The organism is Nevskiales bacterium, from assembly GCA_035574475.1.
In the GTDB taxonomy this organism is placed as follows: domain Bacteria; phylum Pseudomonadota; class Gammaproteobacteria; order Nevskiales; family DATLYR01; genus DATLYR01.
Map to the genome: position 1 here is coordinate 23,598 of DATLYR010000087.1, position 13,425 is coordinate 37,022.

General features: G+C 67.5%; 12 protein-coding genes and 1 tRNA gene. 7 read left to right on the forward strand and 6 right to left on the reverse strand.

What is annotated here, in order from left to right:
• The first annotated feature begins 170 nt into the window (after positions 1-170).
• The 4 genes from VNJ47_04850 (at position 171) to VNJ47_04865 (ending at position 3,564) form a co-directional block, all read left to right on the forward strand.
• Positions 171-470 (forward strand): helix-hairpin-helix domain-containing protein, encoded by a 300-nt coding sequence (locus VNJ47_04850; GenBank protein ID HXG28160.1) that lies wholly within the window; start codon positions 171-173, stop codon positions 468-470.
• A gap of 107 nt (positions 471-577) precedes the next feature.
• Positions 578-667 (forward strand) — tRNA-Ser (locus VNJ47_04855).
• A gap of 62 nt (positions 668-729) precedes the next feature.
• Positions 730-1,749 (forward strand): class I fructose-bisphosphate aldolase, encoded by a 1,020-nt coding sequence (locus VNJ47_04860; GenBank protein HXG28161.1) that lies wholly within the window; start codon positions 730-732, stop codon positions 1,747-1,749.
• A 12-nt stretch (positions 1,750-1,761) separates the two neighbouring features.
• A complete protein-coding gene (locus VNJ47_04865; GenBank protein HXG28162.1) occupies positions 1,762-3,564 on the forward strand; it encodes a patatin-like phospholipase family protein in 1,803 nt (600 codons plus the stop codon).
• 5 nt (positions 3,565-3,569) lie between these two features.
• On the opposite strand, the gene dapE is transcribed toward VNJ47_04865, so the two are convergent.
• From dapE to map, 6 genes are read right to left on the reverse strand one after another with little or no spacing between them, the layout of a single operon-like run.
• Entirely contained in the window at positions 3,570-4,706 is a 1,137-nt protein-coding gene (gene dapE, locus VNJ47_04870) for a succinyl-diaminopimelate desuccinylase (GenBank protein HXG28163.1), read from the reverse strand.
• Positions 4,706-5,065, reverse strand: a complete 360-nt coding sequence (locus VNJ47_04875; GenBank protein ID HXG28164.1) for an arsenate reductase — start codon at positions 5,063-5,065, stop codon at positions 4,706-4,708. Before VNJ47_04875 ends, dapE begins: the two co-directional genes overlap by 1 nt.
• Positions 5,062-5,889, reverse strand: coding sequence for a 2,3,4,5-tetrahydropyridine-2,6-dicarboxylate N-succinyltransferase (gene dapD / locus VNJ47_04880; protein ID HXG28165.1), 828 nt, complete (start codon positions 5,887-5,889; stop codon positions 5,062-5,064). The genes VNJ47_04875 and dapD overlap by 4 nt, the downstream gene beginning before the upstream one ends.
• 47 nt (positions 5,890-5,936) lie before the next feature.
• The gene (dapC, locus tag VNJ47_04885; GenBank protein ID HXG28166.1) at positions 5,937-7,133 is read right to left on the reverse strand and encodes a succinyldiaminopimelate transaminase; all 1,197 of its coding nucleotides are present in this window, start codon (positions 7,131-7,133) and stop codon (positions 5,937-5,939) included.
• Positions 7,134-7,147: 14 nt separating this feature from the next.
• Positions 7,148-9,826, reverse strand: coding sequence for a [protein-PII] uridylyltransferase (gene glnD, locus VNJ47_04890; GenBank protein HXG28167.1), 2,679 nt, complete (start codon positions 9,824-9,826; stop codon positions 7,148-7,150).
• Positions 9,826-10,590, reverse strand: coding sequence for a type I methionyl aminopeptidase (gene map, locus VNJ47_04895; protein ID HXG28168.1), 765 nt, complete (start codon positions 10,588-10,590; stop codon positions 9,826-9,828). Before map ends, glnD begins: the two co-directional genes overlap by 1 nt.
• 261 nt (positions 10,591-10,851) lie before the next feature.
• Here map and rpsB point away from each other — a divergent pair, with 261 nt between their 5' ends.
• The 3 genes from rpsB (at position 10,852) to pyrH (ending at position 13,401) form a co-directional block, all read left to right on the forward strand.
• A complete protein-coding gene (rpsB, locus tag VNJ47_04900; protein ID HXG28169.1) occupies positions 10,852-11,667 on the forward strand; it encodes a 30S ribosomal protein S2 in 816 nt (271 codons plus the stop codon).
• 10 nt (positions 11,668-11,677) lie between these two features.
• On the forward strand, positions 11,678-12,559 hold the full coding sequence (gene tsf / locus VNJ47_04905) for a translation elongation factor Ts (GenBank protein ID HXG28170.1): 882 nt from the start codon (positions 11,678-11,680) through the stop codon (positions 12,557-12,559).
• 110 nt (positions 12,560-12,669) lie between these two features.
• Positions 12,670-13,401 carry a UMP kinase gene (gene pyrH / locus VNJ47_04910; protein ID HXG28171.1) on the forward strand — a complete coding sequence of 244 codons (732 nt, stop codon included), beginning with the start codon at positions 12,670-12,672 and terminating at the stop codon, positions 13,399-13,401.
• The last annotated feature ends 24 nt before the right edge of the window (positions 13,402-13,425 follow it).

The following is a 13,425-nucleotide window of genomic DNA, read 5'->3' on the forward strand; positions in this document are numbered from 1 at the left end:
TTTGTCGGGGCGTGTCGCATTGACGGCCTGCGACATTGGGTTATCATGGCCATGCCCGGAATCGGTCCGGGCAGCTCAGGATGAGCGCACCTGCGGCCATGGATGGCTGTTCCCGGTCCTGTCCGCCCGCGTTCGTCCTGTGGATCCCAACCCGCACAGGAGAACCCAAGATGTCGTTCATCAAGACCACGCTTGCCGCATTGCTGCTGGCTTCTTCCAGCCTCGTCTTCGCCGCCGGAACGGTGGACATCAACACCGCCGATGCCCAGACCCTGCAGACCCTCGACGGGGTGGGCCCGGCCAAGGCGCAGGCGATCATCGAGTACCGCCAGGCCAACGGGCCGTTCAAGTCGGTCGAGGATCTCGGCAAGGTACAGGGCATCGGCGAGAAGACGCTGCAGGCCAATCGCGATCGGATCAGCGTCGGCAAGACGGCCGAACCGGCCAAGAAGAAAACCGCCGCCAACTAGCCGGCGGTATGCCCGTACGGGCCCGGCGGGCAGTGCCGCCGGGCCCGTCTCGTTTGGCGGGAATCTGGCCGCTGGGGCGGCCCATCGGGTATTCTTATGCGTCTTCGGGAGAGGTGGCCGAGCGGTTTAAGGCGGCGGTCTTGAAAACCGTTGACGGTTTACCCCGTCCGTGGGTTCGAATCCCACCCTCTCCGCCAGTCCCGGAACCCCCTAAATCGCAAGATCAGGCAAGCCAGGCCAGGCCTGTGGAGAGCAAACGATGAACGCCAAGACCCTGATGGAAACCGCACGTGCAATGGTCGCCGACGGCCGCGGCATTCTGGCCGCCGACGAGAGCACCGGCACGATCGAGAAGCGCTTCAAGAGCATCGGCATCGAGAACACCGAGGAGCACCGGCGCGCCTACCGCGAAATGCTCTTCACCACGCCGGACATGGAGAAGTACATCAGCGGCGTGATCCTCTACGAAGAAACCCTGTTCCAGGCCACCCGCGACGGTAAGCCCTTTGCGAAGCTGCTGGCGGATAAGGGCGTGATCCCCGGCATCAAGGTGGACAAGGGCACCAAGCCGCTAGCGGGCGCGCCGGACGAGCTGGTGACCGAGGGGCTCGACGGCCTGCGCGACCGCCTGATCAAGTACCGCGAGGCCGGGGCGCGCTTCGCCAAGTGGCGCGCGGTCATCACCATCGGCCCCGGCATCCCCAGCGACTACTGCATCGAGGTCAACGCCCACGCGCTGGCCCGGTACGCGGCGCTGTGCCAGGAGCAGGACATCGTGCCGATCGTGGAGCCCGAGGTGCTGATGGATGCCGACAACACGCTCGAGGTCTGCGAGGCGGTCACCGACCGGACGCTGGCCGAGGTGTTCCGCCAGCTCTACCGCCAGCGCATCATGCTGGAGGGCATGATCCTCAAGCCCAACATGGTCATCTCCGGCAAGAAGTGCCCGGTGCAGGCCGACGTGGAAACGGTCGCCGCCGCCACCGTGCGTACCCTCAAGCGCCGCGTTCCCGGCGCCGTGCCTGGCATCGCCTTCCTGTCCGGCGGCCAGAGCGATGAGGCCGCCACCGCGCACCTCAACGCCATGAATCGCCTGGGACCGCTGCCCTGGACGCTGTCCTTCTCCTACGGTCGCGCGCTGCAGGCGCCCTCGCTCAAGGCCTGGGCCGGCCAGACCGCCAACGTGGCGGCGGGGCAGCGTGCCTTCCTGCATCGCGCGCGCTGCAATTCGGCTGCGGTCCAGGGGCGTTACAACGACGCGATGGAAAAGGCCGCCTAAGCCGGCGCCGACATGAGCGGGCTGCAGGCTTGCCTGGCGCTCAGTCCGCTGTTCCGGGACCTCGATGGCGCCGTGCTGGCCGACCTGGCGGCGCGTGCCCAACGGATTGAACTGGCGAGCGGCAGCACGCTGTTCCGTTATGGCGACGCAGGCGATGCACTCTATGTCGTCGCCACCGGCCGGCTGCGCGCGAGCCTGCCGGTCGGGGAAGGCGAAGAAACCATGGGCGATGCCGGTCGCGGCGAGGTGGTCGGGGAGATCGCGCTGGTGACCGGCGAACCGCGCACCGCCACGGTACGTGCCATCCGCGACAGCGTCCTGATCCGTATCGGCAAGCAGGACGTCGAGTGCCTGCTGGACCGCCACCCTGCCGCGATGATGCAGCTGGCGCGCCTGATCGTGCTGCGCCTGAGTACACATGGCCGTCGGCGCCGGCGTGACGCCTTGCGCAGCATGCGTACGCTGGCGCTGGTGCCCGCACATGACGGCGTGACGAATCTGCGCCGGCTGGCGGAGGATCTGGCTGCCGAGCTGTGCGCCTTCGGCAGTGTGCGCCTGCTGGATGCCGCGGCGGTGGACGACACGTTCGGCCCAGGCTATGCGGCGACACCCTTCAGCCCCGGTGAGCACAACAACCGGCTGGTCGACTGGCTGAACGCGCTGGAGGCGGAGCATCGCTTCCTCATTTACCTCGCCGATGCCGCCACGACGGCCTGGAGCGCGCGCTGCCTGCGCCAGGCTGACCGGATCCTGCTGCTGGCGGAGGCCCGGCATCCACCCCAGTTGAGCGACGCCGTGCGCTACTGCTTGGATCATGCCATCCAGACGCCGCGCGAACTGGTGCTGTGGCACGAGAGCGCGCAATTGGCCGAGGGTTGCCAGCCGGTCGAATGGCGCGAACAGTGCGCTGCGGTCGCCCACCATCATCTGCGGGCCGGTAACGCCGGCGATGTGGCGCACCTGGCCCGTATGCTGACCGGGCACGCGCTGGGCGTCGTGTTGGGCGGCGGCGGCGCGCGCGGTTTTGCGCACCTTGGTCTGCTGCGACTGTTGACGGAGCAGGGTCACAGGATCGACCTGATCGGCGGCACCAGCATCGGCGCGCTGATCGCCGCACTCTTTGCGCAGGGGCGCAGCCTGGACGACATGCGCGCGGCCCTGGACGACCTGTTCGTCAGGCACAACTACCTCAACGACTACAGCCTGTCACGCGTTTCGCTGATCGGCGGCCGCAAGTTCCGCGCGCAGCTCGAGCGCCTGTTCGGCGAGCAGCACATCGAAATGCTGCCGGTTCCGTACTTCTGCGTCAGCACCAATCTGACACGGGGCAGCGCCGTCGTACATGACAGCGGGTTGCTGCGCGAGTGGGTGGCGAGCAGCATGACCATTCCGGGGATTGGCCCGCCGGTGGTCTGGCGTGGCGACCTGCTGGTGGACGGCGGCCTGCTCAACAATGTGCCGACCGACGTCATGCAGGATCTGGGCCGGGGCATCGTCATCGGCTCGGACGTCAGCAACGCCGTGGAGCTGCGCGTCGAAGGCGTCGACAGCAGCCAACCGCGCGACCTGCTGCACTACCGCAGCATGGCGTCCGCCTTCAACATCGCCAAGATCCTGTTCCGCTCCGCCACACTGGTCGATGAGAATCAGGTGCGGGCCCGGCGTGGCAGCGCCGACCTCTACCTGCGCATGCCGGTGCAGGGCGTGGGCACCTTCGACTGGGCCGCTGCGCAGACGCTGGAGCAGCAAGCTTACGATTACGCGCGCGTCGAGCTGGAGCGCTTTTTCGCCGAGCAGGCGAAAGCAGCCGCCTGACTTCTTTAGCCCAGCAGCCGCCGCAGGATGGCCTGGTAGATCAGGCACAGGCGATCGAGGTCCTCGATCCGCACGTGCTCGTCGATCTTGTGGATGCTGGCGTTCACCGGGCCGAGTTCCACCACCTCGGCGCCCGTGGGTGCGATGAAACGCCCGTCCGAGGTGCCGCCCGCGGTCGACAGCTGCGGCGTGATGCCGGTGACTTCGCGCACGCCCTCGCGCGCCGCATCGACCAGCCGGCCGCGCGCGGTCAGGAACGGCGCGCCGGAGTGGCGCCACTCCAGCCGGTAGTCGAGCCCATGGCGCTTCAAGACCGCTTCCACGCGCTCGCGGATGGCGTCCGCGGTGAGTGCAGTCGAATAGCGCAGGTTGAACAGCAGTTCCGCATGGCCGGGAATGACGTTGTCGGCGCCGGTGCCGGCATTGAGGTTCGACACCTGGAAACTGGTCGGCGGGAAGTCCTGCGTGCCGCGATCCCATTCGATCGCGCAGAGTTCGGCCAGCGCCGGGGCCAGGCGGTGAATGGGGTTGTCGGCCAAGTGGGGGTAGGCGACATGGCCTTGCCGGCCGCGCACGCTGAGACGCCCGGTCAGCGAACCGCGACGGCCGTGCTTGAGCGTGTCGCCGAGCACTGTGGCGCTGGAGGGTTCGCCGACGATGCAGTAGTCGATGCGCTCGCCGCGCGCCTGTAGCGCCTCCACCACGCGGCGCGTGCCGTCCACGGCGACGCCTTCCTCGTCGCTGGTGATGAGGAAGGCGATGCTGCCGGCGTGCTGCGGCCGTGCGCGCACGTACTCGCCGGCGGCCACCACCATGGCGGCCAGACTGCCTTTCATGTCGGCGGCGCCGCGGCCGTACAGAAGGCCGTCACGGATGTCCGGCATGAACGGGTCGCTGCTCCAGGCCTCGAGCGGGCCGGTCGGCACCACGTCCGTGTGGCCTGCGAACACGACCAGCGGCGCGCCGCGGCCGCGCCGCGCCCACAGGTTCTGGACTGCGCCGAAGCGCATGGGCTCGAGCGCGAAACCGGCGGCGGCGAGCCGCTCGCCGATCAGGGCCTGGCAGCCGTCATCCTCGGGCGTGACCGAGCGCCGCCGGATCAGCTCCAGGGTCAGCTGCAGGGTCGGGGAGTGGCCGGACATCAGTCGGCGCCCTCGAAAACGACATCGTACTGCGCACTGCTGAAGCCGACGACCACCGCGGCGCCGATTTCCAGCACCGGGCGCTTGATCAGGCTCGGGTGCGCCAGCATGAGCGTGCGGGCCTTCGCGCCGGTGAGCCCGGCCTTGTCGCCGTCGGGCAGCCCGCGCCAGGTGGTGCCGCGGCGGTTGAGCAGAACCTCCCAGCCCACCTCGGCCAGCCAGCGCTCGAAGTGCTCGCGCGGCAGGCCTTCCTTGCGGAAATCGTGGAAGCGGTACTCGATCCCATGCTGGTCCAGCCAGGCGCGCGCGGCCTTGCAGCTGCCGCAGTTCGCCAGACCGTAGAGCGTGGTGGCGCTCATCCGTCGATGCTGCGCAGCAGTTCGTTGATGCCGACCTTGGCGCGGGTCTGGGCGTTGGCGCGCTTGACGATAATCGCGCAATTCAGGTTGTAGCGGCCGCCGGCCTTGGGCAGCGAACCGGCCACCACCACGGCGTCGGCGGGCACGCGGCCGTACAGGACCTGATCGTTCTCGCGGTCGTAGATCGGGGTGCTCTGGCCGATGAATACGCCCATCGAGATCACGGCGCCGCTTTCGACGATCACGCCCTCGACGATCTCCGAGCGCGCGCCGATGAAGCAGTCGTCCTCGATGATGGTCGGGCTGGCCTGCAGGGGCTCGAGCACGCCGCCGATGCCGACGCCGCCGGACAGGTGCACGTTCTTGCCGATCTGCGCGCAGGAACCGACTGTGGCCCAGGTGTCGACCATGCTGCCTTCGTCCACGTAGGCGCCAATGTTGACGTAGGACGGCATCAGGATGGCGTTCTTCGCGATGAAGGCGCCCTTGCGCACCATTGCCGGCGGCACCACCCGCGCGCCCTGCGCCTGGAAGGCGGCGGCGTCGTAGCCGGCGAACTTGGCCGGCACCTTGTCGTAGTAGCGCGTCTCCGCGCCTTCCATCACGACGTTGTCCTGCAGGCGGAAATACAGCAGCACGGCCTTCTTGAGCCACTGGTTGACCACCCACTGCCCGTCGCGCTTCTCGGCGACGCGCAGCCGGCCCTTGTCGAGATGTTCGATGACGGTCAGCACCGCCTCGCGGAGCTGGGGTTCCGCGTTCTGCGGCGTGAGCGACTGGCGGCGCTCGAAAGCGTTCTCGACGATGGCTTGCAGGTCTTGCACGAAGGGCTCCGCCCCGGTTTTGGTGACGCGCAATTCTAGCGCAGCGCTCAGCGCAGCGTCGAAACGAAATCCCGCAGCCGGCGCGCCGCTTCCGCACATTGCTCGAGCGGCGGCACCAGCGAGATGCGGATGCGGTTGGCGCCGGGATCCCGGCCGTCCACCGTCCGCGACAGGTAGCGGCCCGGCACCACGCGCAGGTTCTCGCGCGCCAGCAGCTCGCGGGTAAAGTCACGGTCGTCGATGGGGGTCCGGGGCCACAGGTAGAAACTCGCCGCCGGGCGTGTGACTGGAAGGCTGTCCCCAAGGATGTCTAGCACGGCGTCGAACTTGGCGCGGTACTGTGCGCGGTTGTCCGCGACGTGCGCCTCGTCGCGCCAGGCGGCAATGCTGGCCTGCTGCACGGCCGGGTTCATCGCGCTGCCGTGATAGGTGCGATACAGCAGGAAGCGTCGCAGCACTTCGGGATCGCCGGCAACAAAACCCGAGCGCAGGCCGGGGACGTTGGAGCGCTTGGACAGGCTGTGAAAGACCACGCAGCGGCGGAAATCCGGCACACCCAGCTCGGCCGCCGCCTGCAGCAGGCCGGGTGGCGGAGCCGATTCGTCGAGATAGATTTCGCTGTAGCACTCATCGGACGCGATCACGAAGTCGTGGCGTTCGGCCAGTTCGATGGCGCGATCGAGCTGCGCCAGCGGCAGCACCGCACCGGTCGGGTTGCCGGGGCTGCACAGGTAGAGCAGCTGGCAGTCGCGCCAGACCGCCGTCGGCACGGCGTCGAGGTCGGGCAGAAAGCCGTTCTCTTCCAGGCAGGGCAGGAAGTGCGGCTGCGCGCCGGCCAACAGCGCCGCGCCCTCGTAGATCTGGTAGAAAGGATTAGGCATCAGCACGCGCGCCGGTCGTGTGCGATCCACGATGGCCTGGGCGAAGGCGAACAGCGCCTCGCGCGTGCCATTGACCGGCAGCACGTGGCGGGCGGGATCGAGCGCGCCGGCGGGGAGGCGGAAGCGGCGGGCCAGCCAGCCGGCGATCGCCTCGCGCAGCGCCGGAACGCCGGCGGTGGTGGGGTAGCTGTCGATGGCCGGCAGCGCGCGGGTCAGTGCCTCGAGAATGAACGGCGGCACGGGGTGTTTCGGCTCGCCAATGGACAGTGCAATCGGCGGCTTGGCGGCCGGCGTGACGCCCGCAAGCAGCTGGGCCAGCTTCTCGAAGGGATAGGGCTGCAGGCGCTCGAGATCGGGATTCATGTCATGCTGCGCCTTCAGCTCGCCGGGTCGGCGTCCAGTGCCTGCGTCAGCGCCTGGCGCAGCAGATGGAAGCGTGCGGGATCGGTGATCGGTTTGTGCTGGGTGTCGGTGACGTAGAACACGTCTTCGGCACGTTCGCCGATGGTGCCGATCTTGGCGGCCTCGACCAGGATGCCCTGGTCCTTGAATACTGCGCCGATGGTCGAGAGCAGGCCCGGGCGGTCGCCGGTGACCACTTCCACCAGGGTCCGCTGGCGGTCCACGTCCTGGCTGAAGAAGATCTGCGTCGGTGTATTGAAGTGCTTGAGCTGGCGCGGCAGACGCCGCCCGACCTCGACGCTGGAGACTTTGGGGTCGCTGATCACGCGGCGCAGAGCGTCGCGGATCTCGTCGAAGCGGGAGGCCTCGACGATCGGCGCGCCGTTGCCTTCCATCACCACGTAGGTGTCGAGCGTGTAGCCGTCGCGGGTGGCGCCGATGCGTGCGTCCAGGATGTTGAGTCCCAGACGCGCCAGCATGCCGGTGCTCAGGCCGAACAGGTAATCCACGTCGCGGGTATAGACGAAGACCGTGGTGCCGCGCGCGGCCAGCGTGTCCACGCGAACCAGCGGCAACGCCTCTTCGGGGGTCTCGGCAATGGCCTGTGTCTGCCAGGCGATCTCGGCGCTGCTGTGGCGCAGGAAATGCTCGTCCTCGATACGGGCCCAGACGGCGTCGATCTGTTCGCCCGAAAGGCCGCGGTCCTCCAGCAGACGGCGCGCGCCGGCCTTGGTCTCTTCGACCAGCTCGCGCTCGCCGATCGGTTCGTGCAGGCCGCGCTCCAGCGTGCGGCGGGTGGCGGCATACAATTCCTGCAGCAGGCTGGCGCGCCAGGAATTCCACAGGTTGGGGTTGGTGGCGCGAATGTCGCAGACGGTCAGCAGGTAGAGGTAGTCGAGACGGGTCTGGTCGCCCACCTGGCGCGCGAATTCGAGGATCACCTTCGGGTCCGAGATGTCACGGCGCTGCGCGGTCATGGACATCACCAGATGGTTGCGCACCAGCCAGGCGACCAGCTCGCTGTCCGGATGCGACAGGCCATGCGCCAGGCAGAAGTCCGCGGCCTCGGCCGCGCCCAGCTCCGAATGGTCGCCGCCGCGGCCCTTGGCGATGTCGTGGAACAGCCCGGCCAGGTACAGCAGTTCCGGCTTGGGCAGGCGCTTGAACACCGCGCTGGCGTAGGGCAGCTCGTGCTCGAACTCGGGCAACGCCAGGCGGCGCATGTTGCGCACCACGAACAGGACATGCTCGTCCACCGTCAGGGTGTGGAACAGGTCGTACTGCATCATGCCGATGACCTGGCCGAAGGCGGGCAGGTAGCGGCCGAGCACGCCGTAGCGGTTCATGCGCCGCAGCTCGTGGGTGATGCCGCGCGGCTGGCGCAGCATCTCCATGAACAGCGTCCGGGCGCGCACGTCGCGGCGCAAGCGCTCGTCGATCAGCCCGCGGTCGCGGCGGATCAGGCGCAGCGTTTCAGCGGCGATGCCCTTCAGCTCGCGGTGGCAGGTCAGCAGGTAGAAAATTTCCAGCAGCGCCACCGGATCTTCCTGGAACACATCCGGATGGCAGGCCTCGATGTAGCCGTGGCGGGTCTGGAAGCGGGCGTTGAGCGGCTCGGGCGGCGCGGCGTCCTCCGGGTACAGGATCGCCTCCTGGAACAGCTGCAGCAGCATGTCGTTGAGGCAGGACAGCGCCTTGACCGTTCGATAATAGCGCTGCATGAATTGCTCGACCGCCAGGTTGTGGCTGGCATCGCGATAGCCGAACATCTGCGCGACCTTCACCTGGTGGTCGAACAGCAGCCGATCCTCGCGCCGCTCGCACAGCCGGTGCAGGGCGAAACGCACCCGCCACAGGAAGGACTGGTGCTCATTCAGTTCGCAGTATTCCTGCTCGGTCAGGAAGTCATGCGTCACCAGATCGTGCAGGGTTTCGGTGCCGAAATGGCGCATCGCCACCCAGCTGATGTTCTGCAGATCGCGCAGCCCCCCGGGCGATTCCTTGACGTTGGGTTCGAGCTTGTAAGCCGTGTCCTGGTACTTGGCGTGCCGCGCGCGCTGCTCCTCCAGCTTGGCAGCGAAGAAATCCCGCACCGGCCAGAGCCGGTCCGGCGTGATGGCCGCGCGCATGGCGCGAAACAGGGCCGCGTTGCCGGCCAGCGGACGCGACTCGAGCAGGGTGGTCATGATGGTGAGGTCGGCGGCAGCCTGGCGGCAGCACTCCACCGGCGTGCGCACGCTGTGGCCGAGGTCCAGGCCGATGTCCCAGACAAAGGTCAGGAAGGCTTCCAGCCCGGCCTGCGCTGCGCCGAGATCCGGCTCCTCGTGCAGGATCAGCAGGTCAATGTCCGAATAGGGCAGGAGTTCACCGCGCCCGTAGCCGCCGACCGCCACCAGGCAAAGGCCCGTCGTGTCGGAGCCCAAGAAGTGCTGCCAGGCGCGCGTCAGCAATTCGTCGACCTGGCGTGCCCGGCCGCGCACCAGATTCTCGACCGGCACACCGGCGTCGAAGGCCTTGTACAACAGCTGCTGGCCCTGCTCCAGCCTTTGGCGGCCTGCGGCGACAGTGAGGCCGGCCTCATCGAACCCCGGCAACAGGCCGAACAGTTCGCCGCTTTCGCAGTTTGCCGTTGGCAGCTGCGCAGCCTCGACCATCAGAGTGCCCCGTTACGCAGGGTCAGCACCTCGACGCCGTCGTCGGTGACCAGCACGGTGTGCTCCCACTGGGCCGACAGCGAGTGGTCCTTGGTGACCACGGTCCAGCCGTCCGGCAGCAGCTTCACCTCGGGCCGGCCGGCGTTGACCATCGGTTCGATGGTGAAGCACATGCCCGGTTCGAGCCGCAGCCCGGTGCCGGGGCTGCCGTAGTGCAGCACCTGCGGGTCCTCGTGGAACACACGGCCGATGCCGTGGCCGCAGTATTCGCGCACCACCGAGAAGCCGTTCTTCTCGACGTGCGTCTGGATGGCGGCGCCGATATCGCCCAGCCGCGCGCCCGGCCGCACCTGCTCGATGCCGCGGCACATGGCCTCGTAGGCCACCTGCGAGAGGCGTCTGGCCTGCACGCCGACCTCCCCGACGAAGAACATGCGGCTGGTGTCGCCGTGCCAGCCGTCCTTGATGACGGTGATGTCGATGTTGACGATGTCGCCGCGCTTGAGCTTCTTGTCCCCCGGGATGCCGTGGCAGACCACGTGGTTGACCGAGGTACAGATGGACTTGGGGAAGCCGCGGTAGTTGAGCGGTGCCGGCACGGCCTGCAGGTGGTTGACGATGTAGTCGTGGCAGATGCGGTTCAACTCGTCGGTGGTGACGCCCGGCTGCACATGCGGCTCGATCATCAGCAGCACCTCGGCCGCCAGCTGCCCGGCCACCCGCATTTTCTGCTGTTCTTCCGGGGTTTTGATGGTCACGCTCATGGCAGGCCTGGGTGGGTCCGGCCGGAACGGGGCCGAAAGCCGGAAATTTAGGCAAATCCGATTGTTACGCGAAGCGGCTTATGGTATAAAGCGCACGCTTTTTTAGCAATTTCGCTAATCAAGTCAGGTGCCAGGCCCCGGTTGCGACCGGGCCGGCGAAATTCTCACACGCATCGTCACGTGCGGCAGGGTGCCCGGGGCTCCGGTCCAGGGTTGCCGCATGGGGTGCGTGGAGGCCCAACCCAACGGAGTCTGAACGACATGTCGCAAGTCACCATGCGCCAGCTGCTGGAGGCCGGTGCCCATTTCGGCCATCGTACCCGCTACTGGAACCCCAAGATGGCCCCGTACATCTTCGGCCATCGCAACAAGATCCACATCATCAACCTGGAACAGACGCTGCCGCTGCTGCGCGAGGCGCACAATTACGTCAGCCGGCTGGCCGCCAACGGCGGCAAGATTCTGTTCGTCGGCACCAAGCGTGCCGCGCGCGAGGCGATCGAGGCCGAGGCCACCCGCTGCGGCATGCCCTACGTCAGCCATCGCTGGCTGGGTGGCATGCTGACCAACTTCAAGACCGTCAAGCAGTCCATCAAACGCCTGACCGATCTCGAGCAGATGATCGAGGAAGGCTCCTTCAACCGGCTCAGCAAGAAAGAACAGCAGAGGCTCAATCGCGAGCTGGAGAAGCTGCGCCGCAGTCTGGGCGGCATCAAGAACATGACCAGCCTGCCGGACGCCTTGTTCGTGGTGGACGTCGGCCACGAGAACATCGCCGTGCAGGAGGCCAACAAGCTCGGCATCCCGGTGGTGGGGGTGGTGGACACCAACAACTCGCCGGACGGCATCGCTTGCGTGATTCCCGGCAACGACGACGCCATCCGTGCCATCCGCGTCTATGCCTCGGTCATCGCCGATGCGGTGATCGACGGCCGCGGCACCGTGACCACGGCAGCCAAGGATGAGTTCGTCGAGGTCAGCGAGGACGCCGGCAAGGCCAGAGCCAAGCCACGGGCGCGCCCCGCGGCCAAGCCCAAGGCCGCGACGCGCTCGCGCAAAGCCACGGACAAGGAATGACGAGGCCGGCATGACGATTTCCGCAACACTGGTGAAGGAGCTGCGCGAGCGCACCGGCTCCGGCATGATGGAATGCAAGCGCGCGCTGGAGGCGACCGGCGGCGACATCGAGGCCGCGGTCGAGAAGATGCGCAAGGAAGGCATGGCCAAGGCCGACAAGAAGGCCGGCCGCGTGGCGGCCGAAGGTGCGGTCCTGACCCGGATTTCCGAGGATGGCCAGACCGGCCTGATCCTGGAGATCAACTGCGAAACCGACTTCGTCGCCAAGGACGCCAGCTTCCAGGCCTTTTGCCAGGACGTGGCCGCAGCGGCGCTCAAGGCACGGCCCGCGGATCTGGAGGCGCTGCTGGCGCTGGATCTGGGCGGCGAGAGCGTCGATCAGCGTCGTCGTGGCCTGGTGGCCAAGATCGGCGAGAACATCGGCGTGCGCCGTTTCGCCTTCGTGCCGGCGACCGGCGGCGTGCTGGCATCCTATATCCACGGCGGCCGCATCGGCGTGCTGGTGGCCCTGACGGGCGGTGATGCGGAGCTGGCCAAGGATCTGGCGATGCACATCGCGGCCAGCAGTCCCGCCTATGTCAGCGCTTCCGACGTGCCGGAAGAGGTCAAGGCCAAGGAGCGCGAGATCATCGCGGCCCAGACCGCCGACGCCAAGAAGCCGGCTGACATCATCGCCAAAATGGTGGAAGGCAAGCTGCGCAAGTTCCTGAACGAGATCACGCTGCTCGGCCAGCCCTTCGTCAAAAACCCCGACCAGACCGTCGAGCAGCTGCTGAAGCAGGCCGGGGCTACGGTCACGGCGTTCCAGCGCTATGCGGTGGGCGAGGGGATCGAGAAGCAGGCGGGTGATTTCGCCGCCGAGGTGGCGGCGGCGGCCCAGGCGGCGAAATAGGCAGCACCCGCCAGACACGACAGGCCCCGTCACCGGGGCCTGTTTTTAGATGGAGCCGCCGGCAGGCGCTCCGTTAGAATGCGGCAGCGATCCGAGGAGCCAGCGCGCACATGTCCCAAAAACCCGCGTACCAGCGCATTCTCCTGAAACTCAGCGGCGAAGCGTTGATGGGCGATGCCGACTACGGCATTTCCCCCGCGGTCATGGAGCGTCTGGCCGGCGAGATCGGGGAGGTGGTCCGGGCCGGGGTGCAGGTGGCGCTGGTGGTCGGCGGCGGCAACATCTTCCGTGGCGAGGGCTTGGCGCGCGCCGGCATGGACCGCGTCACCGGCGACCACATGGGCATGCTGGCGACCGTGATCAACTCGCTGGCGCTGCAGGACGCCATCGAGCGTCATGGCATGACTGCGCGCGTCATGTCCGCGATCCGCATCAATGAGGTCTGCGAGGACTACATCCGCCGCCGCGCCGTTCGCCACCTGGAAAAGGGCCGCGTGGTGATCTTCGCCTCCGGCACCGGCAATCCCTTCTTTACCACCGACTCGGCGGCCAGCCTGCGCGCGATCGAGATCGGCGCCGAGCTGATGCTCAAGGCCACCAAGGTGGACGGCATCTACGATGCCGACCCGCTCAAACATCCCCAGGCCAGGCGCTACGAGCGCCTGACCTACGACCAGGTGCTCGACCAGCGCCTCAACGTGATGGACCTGACCGCGATCGTTCTCTGCCGCGACAACCACCTGCCGCTACGGGTGTTCGACATGAACCGCGCTGGCGATCTGATGCGCATCGTCATGGGCGCCCAGGACATCGGCACGCTGGTGGAAGACGGCCGGTCGTGACGTGAACAAATTAAGGACTCAGCC

Coding starts and splice junctions, on each gene's coding strand:
- VNJ47_04850 (HXG28160.1), top strand. CDS start 171: ATGTCGTTCATCAAGACCACGCTTGCCGCATTGCTGCTGGCTTCTTCC.
- VNJ47_04860 (HXG28161.1), top strand. CDS start 730: ATGAACGCCAAGACCCTGATGGAAACCGCACGTGCAATGGTCGCCGAC.
- VNJ47_04865 (HXG28162.1), top strand. CDS start 1,762: ATGAGCGGGCTGCAGGCTTGCCTGGCGCTCAGTCCGCTGTTCCGGGAC.
- dapE (HXG28163.1), bottom strand. CDS start 4,706: ATGTCCGGCCACTCCCCGACCCTGCAGCTGACCCTGGAGCTGATCCGG.
- VNJ47_04875 (HXG28164.1), bottom strand. CDS start 5,065: ATGAGCGCCACCACGCTCTACGGTCTGGCGAACTGCGGCAGCTGCAAG.
- dapC (HXG28166.1), bottom strand. CDS start 7,133: ATGAATCCCGATCTCGAGCGCCTGCAGCCCTATCCCTTCGAGAAGCTG.
- glnD (HXG28167.1), bottom strand. CDS start 9,826: ATGGTCGAGGCTGCGCAGCTGCCAACGGCAAACTGCGAAAGCGGCGAA.
- map (HXG28168.1), bottom strand. CDS start 10,590: ATGAGCGTGACCATCAAAACCCCGGAAGAACAGCAGAAAATGCGGGTG.
- rpsB (HXG28169.1), top strand. CDS start 10,852: ATGTCGCAAGTCACCATGCGCCAGCTGCTGGAGGCCGGTGCCCATTTC.
- tsf (HXG28170.1), top strand. CDS start 11,678: ATGACGATTTCCGCAACACTGGTGAAGGAGCTGCGCGAGCGCACCGGC.
- pyrH (HXG28171.1), top strand. CDS start 12,670: ATGTCCCAAAAACCCGCGTACCAGCGCATTCTCCTGAAACTCAGCGGC.